The 13,991-nt window shown below is 71.9% G+C and carries 11 protein-coding genes; 3 read left to right on the forward strand and 8 right to left on the reverse strand.

What is annotated here, in order from left to right; genetic code table 11:
• Positions 1-29: 29 nt before the first annotated feature.
• Positions 30-893, reverse strand: coding sequence for a glutathione-dependent disulfide-bond oxidoreductase (gene yghU, locus BM43_RS29590; protein WP_036034220.1), 864 nt, complete (start codon positions 891-893; stop codon positions 30-32).
• Positions 894-1,366: 473 nt separating this feature from the next.
• Between yghU and BM43_RS29595 the strand changes: the two genes are divergently transcribed.
• A complete protein-coding gene (locus BM43_RS29595; RefSeq protein WP_025099693.1) occupies positions 1,367-2,380 on the forward strand; it encodes a zinc-dependent alcohol dehydrogenase family protein in 1,014 nt (337 codons plus the stop codon).
• Positions 2,381-2,493: 113 nt separating this feature from the next.
• Here BM43_RS29595 and BM43_RS29600 read toward each other — a convergent pair whose 3' ends face one another.
• The gene (locus BM43_RS29600; RefSeq protein ID WP_036052126.1) at positions 2,494-4,005 is read right to left on the reverse strand and encodes a CoA-acylating methylmalonate-semialdehyde dehydrogenase; all 1,512 of its coding nucleotides are present in this window, start codon (positions 4,003-4,005) and stop codon (positions 2,494-2,496) included.
• 137 nt (positions 4,006-4,142) lie between these two features.
• Here BM43_RS29600 and BM43_RS29605 point away from each other — a divergent pair, with 137 nt between their 5' ends.
• Positions 4,143-5,099: a LysR family transcriptional regulator gene (locus BM43_RS29605; RefSeq protein WP_036052123.1), complete on the forward strand. Its 957-nt coding sequence runs from the start codon at positions 4,143-4,145 to the stop codon at positions 5,097-5,099.
• A gap of 73 nt (positions 5,100-5,172) precedes the next feature.
• On the opposite strand, the gene BM43_RS29610 is transcribed toward BM43_RS29605, so the two are convergent.
• Positions 5,173-7,686: a mechanosensitive ion channel domain-containing protein gene (locus BM43_RS29610; RefSeq protein WP_036052121.1), complete on the reverse strand. Its 2,514-nt coding sequence runs from the start codon at positions 7,684-7,686 to the stop codon at positions 5,173-5,175.
• A gap of 415 nt (positions 7,687-8,101) precedes the next feature.
• Here BM43_RS29610 and BM43_RS29615 point away from each other — a divergent pair, with 415 nt between their 5' ends.
• Entirely contained in the window at positions 8,102-9,082 is a 981-nt protein-coding gene (locus BM43_RS29615) for a hydroxymethylglutaryl-CoA lyase (RefSeq protein ID WP_088555517.1), read from the forward strand.
• Between the two features lie 137 nt (positions 9,083-9,219).
• On the opposite strand, the gene BM43_RS29620 is transcribed toward BM43_RS29615, so the two are convergent.
• From BM43_RS29620 to pxpB, 5 genes are read right to left on the reverse strand one after another with little or no spacing between them, the layout of a single operon-like run.
• Complete coding sequence (locus BM43_RS29620) at positions 9,220-10,044, reverse strand: putative hydro-lyase (RefSeq protein WP_036052118.1); 825 nt, start codon at positions 10,042-10,044, stop codon at positions 9,220-9,222.
• Positions 10,045-10,072: 28 nt separating this feature from the next.
• Positions 10,073-11,401, reverse strand: coding sequence for an MFS transporter (locus tag BM43_RS29625; protein WP_036052116.1), 1,329 nt, complete (start codon positions 11,399-11,401; stop codon positions 10,073-10,075).
• Positions 11,402-11,456: 55 nt separating this feature from the next.
• Complete coding sequence (locus tag BM43_RS29630) at positions 11,457-12,245, reverse strand: LamB/YcsF family protein (RefSeq protein WP_036052114.1); 789 nt, start codon at positions 12,243-12,245, stop codon at positions 11,457-11,459.
• On the reverse strand, positions 12,235-13,185 hold the full coding sequence (locus tag BM43_RS29635) for a 5-oxoprolinase subunit C family protein (protein ID WP_036052111.1): 951 nt from the start codon (positions 13,183-13,185) through the stop codon (positions 12,235-12,237). The genes BM43_RS29630 and BM43_RS29635 overlap by 11 nt, the downstream gene beginning before the upstream one ends.
• Positions 13,182-13,967, reverse strand: a complete 786-nt coding sequence (gene pxpB / locus BM43_RS29640) for a 5-oxoprolinase subunit PxpB (RefSeq protein ID WP_036052108.1) — start codon at positions 13,965-13,967, stop codon at positions 13,182-13,184. The genes BM43_RS29635 and pxpB overlap by 4 nt, the downstream gene beginning before the upstream one ends.
• Between the last annotated feature and the right edge of the window lie 24 nt (positions 13,968-13,991).

Below are 13,991 nucleotides of genomic sequence, written 5' to 3' on the forward strand. Positions count from 1 at the left end.
GCCGTGCCCGGATGATGCCCGGGCGATGCTTACGCGCGCGTGGCCGGCGCGAAGCGATCCAGGTCGGCGCTGCTGTGGCGCTCGTGCTGCTGCTCGGCCTCGTCGCCGCGCGCGCGATTGACGTGGCGCCCGCGCTTCACCGCCGGGCGTTCCCGGATCTCCTCGGCCCAGCGCAGCAGGTGCTTGTACTGTTTGACGTCGAGGAATTCGGCGGCGCCGTACAGGTCGCCGAGCACCAGGCCGCCGTACCACGGCCAGATGGCGATGTCGGCGATCGTGTAGCTGTCGCCGGCGATGTAGCGGCGCTCGGCCAGCAGCTTGTCGAGCACGTCGAGTTGGCGCTTGGTTTCCATCGTGAAGCGGTCGATCGGGTATTCGAGCTTCTCCGGCGCGTAGGCGTAGAAATGCCCGAAACCGCCGCCCACATACGGCGCCGAGCCCATCTGCCAGAACAGCCAGTTCAGCGTTTCCGCGCGCGCGGCCGCGTCGCTCGGCACCAGCGCGCCGAACTTGTCGGCGAGGTACAGCAGGATCGAACCCGATTCGAACACGCGCACCGGCTGCGCGCCGCTGCGATCGACCAGGGCCGGGATCTTCGAGTTCGGGTTGATGCCGACGAAGCCGCTGCCGAACTGCTCGCCGTCGATGCGGATCAGCCAGGCGTCGTATTCGGCGCCCGCGTGGCCCAGCGCGAGCAATTCCTCCAGCATCACGCCGATCTTCACGCCATTGGGCGTGGCCAGCGAATAGAGCTGCAGCGGATGCTTGCCGACCGGCAGTTCGCGTTCGTGCGTGGCGCCCGACACCGGGCGGTTGATGTTGGCGAACTGGCCGCCCGAAGGCGCGCGAGGGGTCCAGACGGCGGGCGGGGTGTAGGCGGAATCCTGGCTCATGCGATGTTCTCCGGGAAAGGCGGCAAAAGAGCAGTAAACGGGGCGACGGCAAGGCCGCAACGGCGGCCCGCGCGCGGGCGGGCATCGAGCGTGGCGCGTCGGCCGACGGGGCCGATCGCGCGCCGGATCGTTACTGTAGTCGGGTTTCGCCGATCTCGCCGAAGGCCGCGCGAAAGCCCCTTGGCGCGGTACGGGATGGCAGGTCGCGCCGGGCGCGCCGAGCCCCGCGCGACGCGGCTCGGCAGGCTGCGCGCGATTTCCGGTTGGCAGCGGGGCGCCCGGGAGGCGATCATTAGGCCCTTGCCGCCAGCGCTTCGAGGCATGCCTCGAAACGGGGCGCCGTGCCTTCGCCGCGTGGTGCCGTTCGTGCCACTTCGCGCCATTTCGTCAACCGAACCCCAGGAGCCTTGCATGTCCACGCTCATCCAGCCCGTTTCGCTTCACGCCCGCCACGCCGCGCAAGGGAGGCCGGCATGAAGGCCGCCGTCCTGCGCGCACCGGGCGGCCTCGAACGCATCGAGATCCGTGACGTGCCGGATCCGGGCGCGCCCGGCCCGGGCCAGGTCCGCGTCGCGCTGCATGCCACCTCGCTCAACTTCCACGACCTGCTGGTCGCCAAGGGCGCCATCCCGACCGAGGACGGCCGCGTGCTGATGTCGGACGGCGCCGGCGTGGTGGAGGCGGTGGGCGAGGGCGTGACCGAATTCCAGCCCGGCGACGCAGTGGTCTCGCTGTTCTTCCCGCATTGGGTGGACGGCGCCGCCTACCCGGCCGTCGGCGATTTCGCCGGCACGCCGGGCGATGGCGTCGACGGTTTCGCCACCGAGGTGGTGGTGCGCCCGGCCGGCGCCTTCACGCACGCGCCGCGCGGCTGGCGTGCCGCCGAGAGCGCGACCCTCACCACCGCCGGGCTGACCGCCTGGCGCGCGCTGGTGGGTGACGGCGCGCTGAAGGCCGGCGACACCGTGCTCACGCTCGGCACCGGCGGCGTCTCGATCGCCGCGCTGCAGATCGCCCGCGCGATGGGCGCGACCGTGATCGTCACCTCGTCCTCGGACGAGAAGCTCGAAAAGGCCAGCGCGCTCGGCGCGCATCACACCATCAACTACCGGCAGACGCCGGCATGGGGCGCGGTGGCGCGCGAACTGACGGGCGGCCGCGGCGTCGACCACGTGCTCGAACTGGGCGGGCCGGGCACGCTCGCGCAATCGATCGAGGCGGTGCGCGTGGGCGGCCATATCTCGCTGATCGGCGTGCTCACCGGCATGCAGGGCGAGGTGCCGACCGCCGCGCTGATGGCGCGCCAGGCGCGCCTGCAAGGGCTGATCGTCGGCAGCCGGCGCCAGCAGCAGGACTACGTGGCCGCGCTCGAGCGCACCGCGATCCGTCCCGTGATCGACCGCAGCTTCGCGTTCGGCGAACTGGCCGAGGCGTTCCGCTGGCAGGAGCAGGGCGGGCACTTCGGCAAGATCGTGGTGGAGTGGTGATACTCGACGGCGGGGCGGCGGCGCCCCGGCCGAAATGAGGAAAGGCCGGCAAGTTCGCTTGCCGGCCTTTTTCGTTGCGGGCTGCGCCAGCCCGAACAATCGCGCTGGAGGGCTTACTTCGCGGTCGGCATCGCGAACTCCGCGCCCTTCTCGATGCTCTCGTTCCAGCGCTGCATGATCGACTTCTGGCGCGTGTAGAAGCGCACGCCTTCCTCGCCGTAGGCGTGCATGTCGCCGAACAGGCTGCGCTTCCAGCCGCCGAAGCCGTGCCAGGCCATCGGCACCGGGATAGGCACGTTGATGCCGACCATCCCCACCTCGATGCGGCGGCCGAACTCGCGTGCCACGTGGCCGTCGCGCGTGAAGCAGGCCACGCCATTGCCGAACTCGTGGGCGTTGATCAGGTCGATCGCCTCGCCCATGTCCTTGACGCGCACGCAGGCCAGCACCGGGCCGAAGATCTCTTCCTTGTAGATGCGCATCTCGGGCGTGACGTGGTCGAACAGCGTGCCGCCCGTGAAGAAGCCATGCTCGTGGCCCGCCACCTTGTGGCCGCGGCCGTCCACCACCAGCTCGGCGCCTTCCTCGACGCCCAGGCCGATATAGCCTTCGATACGCTCCAGCGCCTGGCGCGTGACGATCGGGCCCATTTCCGACTCGGCGTTCATGCCGTCGCCGATCTTCAGCGTGCGGGCGCGCTCGGCCAGGCGCGGCACGATCTTCTCGGCCACGTCGCCCACCAGCACCGCCACCGAGATCGCCATGCAGCGCTCGCCGGCCGAGCCGTAGCCGGCGCCGATCAGCGCGTCGACGGCCGCGTCGAGATCCGCATCGGGCATCACCACCATGTGGTTCTTGGCGCCGCCCAGGGCCTGCACGCGCTTGCCGTGCTTGGCGCCGGTCTCGTAGATGTAGTTCGCGATCGGGGTCGAGCCGACGAAGCTGACGGCCTTGACGTCGCGATGCGCGAGCAGCGCGTCGACCACTTCCTTGTCGCCCTGCACCACGTTGAAGATGCCGTCCGGCAGCCCGGCTTCCTTGAGCAGGCCCGCCATGAACAGCGCGGCCGAAGGGTCGCGCTCGCTGGGCTTGAGGATGAAGGCGTTGCCGGCGGCGATCGCCACCGGGAACATCCAGCACGGCACCATGCAGGGGAAGTTGAACGGCGTGATGCCGGCCACCACGCCGAGCGCCTGGCGGGTGGTCCAGTTGTCGATGCCGGTCGAGACCTGCTCCGTGTAGTCGCCCTTGAGCAGTTGCGGGATGCCGCAGGCGAACTCGATCACGTCGATGCCGCGCGAGACCTCGCCCTGCGCGTCGCTGAACACCTTGCCGTGCTCGGCCGTGATGATCGCGGCCAGCTCGTCGCGGCGCTGGTTCATCAGTTCCAGGAAGCGCAGCATGACGCGCGCGCGGCGGATCGGCGGCGTGTTGCTCCAGCCGGCGAAGGCCTGCTTGGCCGACGCGACCGCGGCGTCCACGTCGCGCGTGTCGCCCAGGCGCAGCGTGCGGGCGATGTCGCCGGTGGCCGGGTTGTAGACGGGCTGCGAGCGTTGGCCGTGGCCGGCGGTGCGTTGCCCGCCGATGAAGTGTTCGACGTCGCTGCGATCGTTGTAGGCGTTCATGGGCTCCTCCAGGATGTCCAGGGTAAGGCGGTTCGATGTCTGGCAGTGTAGGAGCCCGGCCGGGCGATGGATATACACTGTCGGTGAAATCATTGTTTAAAAAACTGAACAATCATCCGACCGATCCACGATCCATCATGCCGAGCGAATCCATCGAAAGCCTGTGGGCCCACCTGCACTGGCTGACCGTGCTGGCCGACCAGGGCAGCTACACGGCCGCGGCGGGCCGCCTGGGCGTGAGCAAGGCCGCCGTGAGCCTGAAGATCGCCGAACTCGAGCGTGCCGCCGGCGTGCCGCTGGTGCAGCGCACCACGCGCAGCGTGCGGCTCACCGAGGCGGGGCGGCATCTGGTGGACGAGACGCGGCCGCTCTACGAGCGCATCGCGCAGAGCTTCTCCGGCGTGCGCGATACCGCCGAGGTGGTGCGCGGCAGCCTGCGCGTGAGCGCGCCGGTGGCGCTGGCGCGCCAGCAACTGGTGCCGCGCCTGGCCGAGTTCCGGCGCCGCCATCCCGAGGTGCGGATTCAGCTCGACGTGTCGGATCGGCTGGTGTCGCTGGCCACCGAGGGTTACGACCTGGCGATCCGCCACAGCGCCTCGGCGCCCGAGACGCACGTGGCCTGGCAGCTGTGCCGCACCGTGTCGCTGCTGGTGGCCACGCCCGCCTATCTCGCCGCGCGCGGCCGGCCGGGCCATCCCGACGAACTGGCCGGCCACGACTGCCTGTTCTACCCGCGCAGCCACGATTCGGCGGCCTGGACCTTCGAGCGCGCCGGCACGCGCCGCCAGCGCGCCGCGCGCGTCACGGTGCCGATCGCCGGACCGTTCTGCGCCAATAACAGCGAGGTGCTGCGCGACGCGGCGCTCGACGATCTCGGCATCGCGCTGCTGCCCGATTTCTCGGCGGTGGCCGCGCTGCAGGCCGGCACGCTGGTGCGCGTGCTGCCCGAGTGGCGGCCGGTGGGCGTGTTCGCCGAGCAGTTGCTGGCGGTGCGGCCCTACGCGACGCATGTGCCGCGCGTGGTGACGGCCTTCGTGGCCTATCTGCGCGAGGCCTTCGCGGAAGGGTTCGGCGAGGCGGGCGAGGGCGCCTGAGCGCGGCGCGCGATCACGGGCGCGGGGCGGCGCGCGATCTTGCCAGGTTTATCCGGCGCAGAGCGCCGAGCCTTCAGCCACGTTCCGGCGGCGGCGTGTCGGCGGGCGCGCCGGCCGGCTTGCCCGATTCGCGCTCGGCCGGCGTGGCCGGATCGGCATCCTCGGGTATCGCGCCGTCGTGCGCCTCGCGCGCGAGCACGTTGCGCTGCGGGTTGGCGATGCGGATGCCGCGATCGCGGAAGGTCTCGGCGATGCGGCGATTGAATTCGCGCTGCACGCCCCAGCGCGTCGAGTCCTTGCACTGGATCTGCCCGGACATCGCGATCGCCGCGCCGTCCACCGAATCGATACCCCAGTAGCTGAAGTCCGACAGGATGCCGTCCTTGTACTGCGGATCCTCGCGCAGCGCCGCGCCGATCTCCTTGAGCGTGGCCACCGCCAGGTCGACGTCCTCGCCGTACTGGATGCTGACCTTCACCGCCGCGTTGCCCAGGCCACGGTTGGTGTTGTTGACGGTCGACACCGAGCTGAACGGCACGGTGTGCAGCGAGCCGTCGCCGGCGCGCAGCCGCACGGTGCGGATCGACAGGTATTCGACGGTGCCCGACACGCCGGCCAGGGTGACCCAGTCGCCCACCTGCATGGCGTTCTCCATCAGCAGGAAGATGCCGGTGATGAAATCCTGCACCAGCTTCTGCGAGCCGAAGCCGAGCGCGACCCCGAAGATGCTGGCGCCGGCCAGCAGCGGCCCGACGTTGACGCCCAGTTCCGACAGCCCGGTGAGCACCACCACCAGCGCGATCATCACGAACAGCAGCGAGCGCAGCATCGGCAGCAGGGTGCGCAGGCGCGCGGCGCGCACCAGGTTGCCCTGCTGGGTCCAGCTGTCGAGCCGGCGCTCGATCGCGATATTGGCCGCTTCCCAGACCAGCAGCGCCACCGCCGCGGCGATCGCGATCGTCACCAGGGCCGAGGCGAGCCGGTGGCCGATGGTGCCGGCCTCGAAGGCGCGCAGCACCGGCACGCCCCAGATTTGCAGCAGCAGGACCAGGGTGACGATGCCGATCACGCCGGAGACGATCTGGCGCGCCAGCGGGTAGTAGCGATAGGCATGGCGATGCACCAGCGTGCCGCGTTCGCTGTCGCGCCGCTGGAACAGCCGCGCGAGTGCGCCGAACACGATGATCGAGACGATCCGCATGCCGATCATCACGGCGATGGTGCGCCCGCCCAGCGCGAACAGCACGTGGTAGCCGTTGTGCACGTCGAGCGCCCAGACGAACCACAGCGCCATCACGATGAACACCGCGGCCGGCGCCCAGGCATCGGCCAGCGCGTTGCCGAGCACCGTCACCGACGGATTGCCGGCCGCGTGGGCGCGGATGCGCGCCGCCACCGGGCGGCTGCACTGCAGGATCAGGATCGACACCATCACGTGGCCCACCAGCGCGACGGCCTTGAGCAGGGCCAGGTGGCCCGCCTCGCTGAGGCCGAAGTTGGCGGCCGTCTCGACCACCGCCGCGCAGCCGCCCACCACCAGCCCGATGCGGCGGATCCACTGCTGCGTGAACACGGCCCAGCGATCGCTCATGTGCAGCAGGCGCAGGTTCGGCGCGTCGGGTTGGAGGAACAGGCGCGTGACGATCGCCACCACGCGGCAGATCACGTAGATGTCGATCAGCGCGCTGATCGCGTTGGCCGGCGGTGTGTCGTCCTCGGTCAGCATCGACATCGCCAGCGTCGCCGCGCCGACGAACACCAGCACCGGGATCGCCCGCAGCGCCAGGCTCACCAGCGCGCGCGGCATGCGCCGCAGCAGGGTGCTGTGGTGCTGGGCGTGGCCGCGTCCGCGGGTGGCGTGGGCGCTTTGTCGGGCGTCCTGGCTTGCGTCGTCGGCGGGGGCGGTGGCATTCGCCTCGGCGGCGGCGATCGAGGGCGCGGCCTCGGCGCCGGCGGCGGTGGCTGGCTTGGCATCAGCCTCGGATTCGGCGCTTTCGTCGTGATGGCCATTGGCACGGCGCGCGGCCAGCGCCGCCAGCGCGCGTCGCAGCAGGCGCCGCGCGAACCATTCGATCGCCAGCGCCGGGAGCAGCGCGCTCAGGATCAACTGCAGGAAATGCATGAAGTCGGCGCGTTCGTCGCCGTGGGTGAGCTTGCTGCGCCACCAACTGCCGACCGAGCCGACGTCGAGCAGCGAGCGCAGCGAATCGCGCAGCGCATTGCCGATCTGCGCGGCCCAGTGCGAGCCCTGGCGCACCAGTTGCGAGGCCAGGCCGTTGGTCTGGAGCGCGGCCGGCGCGGAGGCCGCCGATGCCGGTGGCGCGCTTGCCGCGGAAGCGGCGCTGGCCGCGCTGGCGGGTACCGGCGTGCTCAGTTCGCCGACCGCCGCGATGGCGCGCAAGGTGGCCTCGAACTGCGCGCGCTGCTGCGTGTTCTCGAGCACCGCGAGCGCCTGCTTGGCCTGCTGCGGGGTGAGCGGCGGCACGGCGCCGGAGGCGGCCGAGGCCGGCGCCGCGGAGGCGGGCGCGGCCGCATGGGCCGCGGTGACGACGATGGCCAGCAGCCAGCCGATCAGGATCTGTCGCATAGGGAATGGGTGGGGCTCCGCGTCGGCGGCGGCCCGTCTTGGAGAGCGTTGGCAGGACGTTAACATGATTGCGTCCCGCCCCGATTAGTTCCGCCGAGCCTCGGCTCGCGCTCCGGCGGCGCGAATCGTCCCGGGCACCGACAGCCGATCGTCAGCCTCGGCGCGGGAACGCGTTTCGCTACCGGTGCCGGGTTGTTGCCGGGTCGCCGCCGGTTGGCTGCCGGCGCGCTGTCACCATGACAGCGCGGCGACTGTCGTCGCGAACCGTCTCTTGCCGCGCGGCCCTGCGGATCCGATAGTCGGGCCGCGGGCCGCTTTGCGTTCCGCCGCGCCCGACGGCGCGATCGACACGGAGGACGACACGATGCGATGCTCATTTCCCGCGCCGCCGAGGGCGCATTGGCAACGGCCGAACATGGCGGCGACTGGGCGCGGTACGCCGGGCGGCGGCTTCGGTGACGCAAGCGGCGTGCCGCTTCCGGCGCGCGTGCGCATCGTCGAGGTGGGGCCGCGCGATGGCCTGCAGAACGAGGCGACGCTGGTTGCGACCGCAACCAAGGTCGAGCTGGTCGAGCGGCTGGCCGATGCCGGGCTCGGGCATATCGAGGCGGCTGCCTTCGTCTCGCCGCGGCGCGTGCCGCAGATGGCCGACGGCGCCGAGGTGCTGCGCGCGCTGCCCCGTCGCGAGGGCGTGGTGCTGTCGGCGCTGGTGCCGAACCGGCGCGGGCTGGAGGCGGCACTCGCGGCGCGCTGCGACGAGGTCGCCGTGTTCGCGGCGGCCACCGAGGCCTTCTCGCGAGCCAATATCGAATGCTCGATCGCCGAGAGCCTCGCGCGCTTCGTGCCCGTGATCGAGGCGGCTCGCGAGGCGGGCGTGCCGGTGCGCGGCTACGTGTCCTGCGTGATGGGCTGCCCGTACCAGGGCGAGGTCGCGCCGGCGCAGGCGGCGGCGGTGGCGGGCGAGCTGTACCGGATGGGCTGTCATGAGATCAGCCTCGGCGACACGGTCGGGCGCGGCACGCCGCTCGCCACCCGGCGCCTGGTGGAGGCCTGCGCGCGCGAGGTGCCGCTCGCGGCGCTGGCCGGGCATTTCCACGATACCTGGGGGATGGCGGTGGCGAACGTCTGCGCGGCGCTGGCGGCCGGCATCGCCATCTTCGACGCCTCGGTGGCGGGAATCGGCGGCTGCCCGTTCTCGCCGGGCGCGACCGGCAATCTCGCCAGCGAGGACCTGGCCTATCTCTGCGAGGGGCTGGGGATCGAGACCGGGGTGGACCTGGCGCGGCTGGTCGAGGCCGGCGAATTCATCTCGCGCGCGCTGGGGCGGCCTGGTGCCTCGCGGGTGGGGCAGGCCTGGCGAGCGCGGCACGCGGCCGGTGCGGCGGCCTGCGCCTGAGCCAAGCCCAAGCCCAAGCCCAAGCCCAAGCCCAAGCCCAAGCCCAAGCTCAAGCTCAAGCTCAAGCCCAAGCCCAAGCCCAAGCCCAAGCCCAAGCCCAAGCCCAAGCCCAAGCCCAAGCCGCGCGTGCCGGACGCTCAAACCAGGCGCAGATCCTCCACCAGCGGATCGCAGACCAGCATGTAGCCCGGCGCATGCGTGATGCAGATCGGCGGGCGCGCCTCGATCACGGCCGCCTGCGGAGTGACGCCGCAACCCCAGAACACCGGCTGCTCGCCGGCACGGATCTCGGTGGGCTCGCCTTCGTCGGGGCGGCTCACGTCGGCGATGCCGATCGCGGCCGGATCGCCGACATGCAGCGGCGCACCGTGCGCGCCAGGCAGGCGCGCGCAGACCTCGAAGGCGATCGCGGTTTGCTCGGCCGTGTAGGGCCGCATCGAGACCACGGTAGGCCCGCGGAACGGCCCCGCCGGCACGGTCGGGATCGCGCTGCGGTACATCGGCACCACCTTGCGCTCGTCGACGTGCCGCACGCGCAGCCCGGCCTGCTCCAGGGCATGTTCGAAGGACAGCGAGCAGCCGATCACGAAGCCGACGAAATCGTCCCGCCAGAGCGACGCGATCTCGCGCGGTTCGTCGACCAGCACGCCGTCGCGCCAGACGCGATAGCGCGGCAGGTCGCGGCGCAGGTCCAGATCCTCGCCGAGCGCGGGCAGCAGCGGGCTGCCCGGCTCGGTCATGCCGATCAGCGGGCAGGGTGTCGGGTTGGCGCGGCAGTAGGCGGCGAAGTCGTCGGCCCAGGCGGCCGGCAGGATCACCAGGTTGCCTTGCGCGTGGCCCGGCGCGGCGCCGCTGGTATTGCCGTCGTAGCCGGCGCGGAACGCCAGCCGCGCGGCGCGGGGCGTGTCGAGCGCGGGTGCATCGGGCGAGGCGCGCAGGGCGCCGGAGTCGATCGTGTTCATCCGGGAGCGATCCTCATTCGGTCGGTCGTCATTCCAGCGCGGCGTCGGCCGTCTCGCGCATCCTCAGCAGGGCCAGGCCGCCGATCACGAGCGCGCCCACCATCAGGAAGGCCGGCGACATCAGGTTGCCGGTGCTGCCGATCAGCGCGGTGGCCAGGTAGGGCGTCACGCCGCCGCCGAGCATCGCGCCGAAGTTGAAGCTGAAGGCCATGCCGGTGTAGCGCACGCGGGTGGGGAACTGCTCGGCGTAGGTGGGGTAGCCGACCGACTGCACGGCCGGCATCGGCAGCGCCACCACGAACATCGCCAGCGCGGCCAGCGCGAAGCTCTGCTGGTTCATCAGCACCATCATCGGGAAGATCAGCGCGATGTAGCCGGCGAAGCCGACCAGCAGCACGCGGCGCCGGCCGATGCGATCCGACAGCCCGCCCCACAAGGGCATCAGCGCCGCCATCGCGAGGCTGATCACGGCCATCAGGGTGAACACGCTGGCCTTGTCGTACTTCAGGTAGCTGGTCAGGTAGATGTTCATGAAGATGAAGCCGACCCAGTAGCCGGCGTTCTGGCCCAGCGAGATCAGGAACACCTTCAGCAGGGCCGCGCGGTGATGCGCGAACAGCTCGGAGAGCGGCGCCTTGACGGTTTCGTGGCGCGCGGCCGACTGGCGGAACGCCACCGATTCGTCCACGCGCTTGCGGATCAGCGCCGACAGCAGCACCAGCGGCAGCGCCGCCAGGAACGGGATGCGCCAGCCGCCGGCATGCATCTGCTCTGCGCCGACCAGGGCCGTGGTCAGCCCGCAGACGGTGGCGGCCAGCGCCCCGCCGATCGCCACGCCCACCGGCGTGAAGGCGCCGTAGAAGCCGCGTCGGCCGCGCGGTGCCGATTCGGCGAGATAGGTGGCCGCGCCCGTCACCTCGGCGCCGGAGAAGAAGCCCTGCGCGAGGCGCGCCAGCAGCAGCGCCACCGGCGCGGCCACGCCGGCGGTGGCGGCGGTCGGCAGCAGGCCCACCGCCGCGGTGGCGATGCCCATGCCGAGCACCGTCACCAGCAAGACGGCGCGCCGGCCCACGCGGTCGCCCAGCCGCCCCAGCACGATGCCGCCGATCGGCCGCATCAGGAAGGCGCTGCCGAAGATCGCCAGGATCGACAGCAGCGCGGCGGTGGGATTGTCGGCCGGGAAGAACAGCGGCCCGATCAGCGCGGCCATGTAGCCGTAGACGCCGAACTCGTAGTATTCGATCGCCGTGCCCGCGGCGGCCGCCAGCGCGGCCTTGCGCGCGATGGCGCGGGACGAGGCGGTGCTGGCGGCATCCGCCGCTGCCGCCGGGAGCTCTGCCGTGCTTGCGTTCAACATCTGGACTCCTGAGGATTTGAGCCGGTGGGGTCGGCGTGGAAAAGCGAAGACGGCGTCAGCCGGTGGCGGTGGCCGGCAGGCGCGCGCCCGGCGGGCGCACCGCGATGCCGGCCGCGTCGAGCGCGGCGCGGATCCGTTGTGCGAACAGCGCGGCGCCGGGCTGGTCGCCGTGGATGCAGAGCGTGTCGGCCTGGATCGGCACGGCCACGCCGTTCACCGAGGTGACCACGCCTTCGCGCAGCATCTCGAACACCTGCCGGATCGAGATATCGATGTCGGTGATCAGCGCACGTGGATCGCTGCGCGGCGTGAGCGTGCCGTCGTCCTGGTAGGTGCGATCGGCGAACACCTCCTGCGCCACCGCCAGCCCGGCGTCGCGCGCGGCCTCCACCAGCGCCGAGCCGGCCAGGCCGTAGAAGATCAGGCCCGGGTCGACATCGCGCACCGCGGCGCACAGCGGCTCGGCGATCTCGCGGCGGCGCGCGGCCAGGTTGTACAGCGCGCCGTGCGGCTTGACGTGCGAGAGCCGCGAGCCGGCCGCCTCGGCGAAGGCCTTCACGGCGCCGACCTGGTAGACGGTGATCTCGTAGAGTTCCTCGGCGCTCAGTTGCATCTCGCGGCGGCCGAAGCCGACCAGGTCGGGATAACCGGGATGCGCGCCGATCGCGGCGCCGGCCGCGCGCGCCGCCTTCACGGTGCGGGCGATGCTGCGCGGGTCGCCGGCGTGGAAGCCGCAGGCGATGTTGGCCGAGCTGACGTGCGGCAGCACGGCCGCGTCGTTGCCGAGCCGGTAGACGCCGAAGCTTTCGCCCAGGTCGCTGTTGAAGTCGAGTTCAGTGCGCATCGCGCCGCTCCCAGGTGTCGAAGCCGCGCGCCTGGTCCAGCGCCAGGCGCTGCGCCTCGGCCAGCTCGACCCGTTCGAAGGCGATCGATTCGCCCGGCAGGGTTTGCGCCAGGCGCGGCAGGTCCACCGAGCAGACCTGGGCGATCTTCGGGTAGCCGCCGGTGGTCTGGCGGTCGGCCATCAGCACGATCGGCTGGCCGTCGGGCGGTACCTGCACGGTGCCGCAGGACAGCGCCTCGGAGGCTGCCTCGAACGGTTCGAGCAGATTCAGCGGCAGGCCTTCGAGCCGGTAGCCCATGCGATCCGACTGCGGGCTCACGCGATACACGGTGTCGAGCAGGGCCGCTTGCGCGTGCGGCGTGAAGCGCGCCCATTCGCGGCCGGCGACGACACGCAGCGGCTCGCCCGCCGCGCGCAGCACGCCGGGCGCGAACACCTCGCCGTAGCCGGGGCGCTCGCGGAACGAGGGATAGCGCTCGCGCATCGTCAGCGTGTCGCCGCGGCGCAGCGCGCGGCCGCGATGGCCGCCGTAGCCGGCGCGCAGCGCGGTGCTGGCGCTGCCCATCGGCATCGCCAGCTCGAAGCCGCCGCGCACCGCCAGGTAGGCGCGCACGCCGCTGCGGCGGCGCTCGAAGCTCAGCGTGCTGCCGACCGGCGCGACCACCGCGCGCTCGCGCGGCAGCGGCTGCTCGTCGAGCCAGGCGTCGAGGTCGGCGCCGCACACGGCGATCACGGCGGCGCGATGAAAGCGCAGCGTGGGGCCGGTCAGCGTGATCTCGAGCGTGGCCTCGCCGGGCGCGTTGCCGACCAGCGCGTTGGCGAGCCGGTGCGCGCGCTCGTCCATCGCGCCGTTGGCCGGCACGCCCAGATGCTGGTAGCCGCCGCGCCCCAGGTCCTGGAACGAGCTGAGCGCGCCGGGACGGATCACCTCGATGCTCATGCGGCCTTCCTCGGGAGATGTTCGTTGGCGGCGCGGAATTCGTCCTCGCCGATCGGCACGAAGCGCACGCGGTCGCCTGCCGCCACCAGGCAGGGCGTCTCGCGGGTGGCGTCGAACAGCGTCAGCGGGGTGCGGCCGATCACGTTCCAGCCGCCGGGCAGCATGCTCGGGTAGATCACCGACTGGCGATTGGCCAGGCCCACCGAGCCCGAGGCCACCGAGGTGCGCGGCGTGGCGCGCCGCGCCACCGCCAGCGCCGGATCGAGCAGGCCGAGGTAGGGGTGCCCCGGCGCGAAGCCGAGCATCATCACGTCCACCAGGCTCGCGCTGTGGCGGCGGATCACTTCGGATTCCGTGATGCCGCAGGCCTGGGCCACGCCGGCCAGATCGGGGCCGTGCAGGCCGCCGTAGCAGATCGGGATCTCGATCACGCGGCCCGCCTCGGCCTCGTCGGCATGGCCCGCGCCGGCCTGCCAGGCCTCGGTCAGACAGGCGCCGATCAGGCGTTCCAGCGCGACGTAGGGCGAGCCGTCGGCGCGCGTGAAGGGCACCCGCTCCAGCGCGTAGTGCACGCCCACGGTGGCCATCGCCGGCACGATGTCGAGCACGAAGGGCAGGCGCGCCGCGCCGATCGCGGCGGCCGCGCGACGCGCGGCCAGGTTGGCGCGGCGCAGGTCCGGGGCATGCAGGTCGACGATCAGCAGGCGCTCGCCCGAGGGCGCGAGCGTCCAGCGCGTGGCGCCGTCGGCGGGCGCGGGCTGGGCGGGGAGTGAGTGGCGCATCGCGGACGTGGCGTGACGTGGCTC

This window comes from Burkholderia gladioli (assembly GCF_000959725.1).
GTDB classification, from domain to species: domain Bacteria; phylum Pseudomonadota; class Gammaproteobacteria; order Burkholderiales; family Burkholderiaceae; genus Burkholderia; species Burkholderia gladioli.

Coding starts and splice junctions, on each gene's coding strand:
- yghU (WP_036034220.1), bottom strand. CDS start 893: ATGAGCCAGGATTCCGCCTACACCCCGCCCGCCGTCTGGACCCCTCGC.
- BM43_RS29595 (WP_025099693.1), top strand. CDS start 1,367: ATGAAGGCCGCCGTCCTGCGCGCACCGGGCGGCCTCGAACGCATCGAG.
- BM43_RS29600 (WP_036052126.1), bottom strand. CDS start 4,005: ATGAACGCCTACAACGATCGCAGCGACGTCGAACACTTCATCGGCGGG.
- BM43_RS29605 (WP_036052123.1), top strand. CDS start 4,143: ATGCCGAGCGAATCCATCGAAAGCCTGTGGGCCCACCTGCACTGGCTG.
- BM43_RS29610 (WP_036052121.1), bottom strand. CDS start 7,686: ATGCGACAGATCCTGATCGGCTGGCTGCTGGCCATCGTCGTCACCGCG.
- BM43_RS29615 (WP_088555517.1), top strand. CDS start 8,102: ATGGCGGCGACTGGGCGCGGTACGCCGGGCGGCGGCTTCGGTGACGCA.
- BM43_RS29620 (WP_036052118.1), bottom strand. CDS start 10,044: ATGAACACGATCGACTCCGGCGCCCTGCGCGCCTCGCCCGATGCACCC.
- BM43_RS29625 (WP_036052116.1), bottom strand. CDS start 11,401: ATGTTGAACGCAAGCACGGCAGAGCTCCCGGCGGCAGCGGCGGATGCC.
- BM43_RS29630 (WP_036052114.1), bottom strand. CDS start 12,245: ATGCGCACTGAACTCGACTTCAACAGCGACCTGGGCGAAAGCTTCGGC.
- BM43_RS29635 (WP_036052111.1), bottom strand. CDS start 13,185: ATGAGCATCGAGGTGATCCGTCCCGGCGCGCTCAGCTCGTTCCAGGAC.
- pxpB (WP_036052108.1), bottom strand. CDS start 13,967: ATGCGCCACTCACTCCCCGCCCAGCCCGCGCCCGCCGACGGCGCCACG.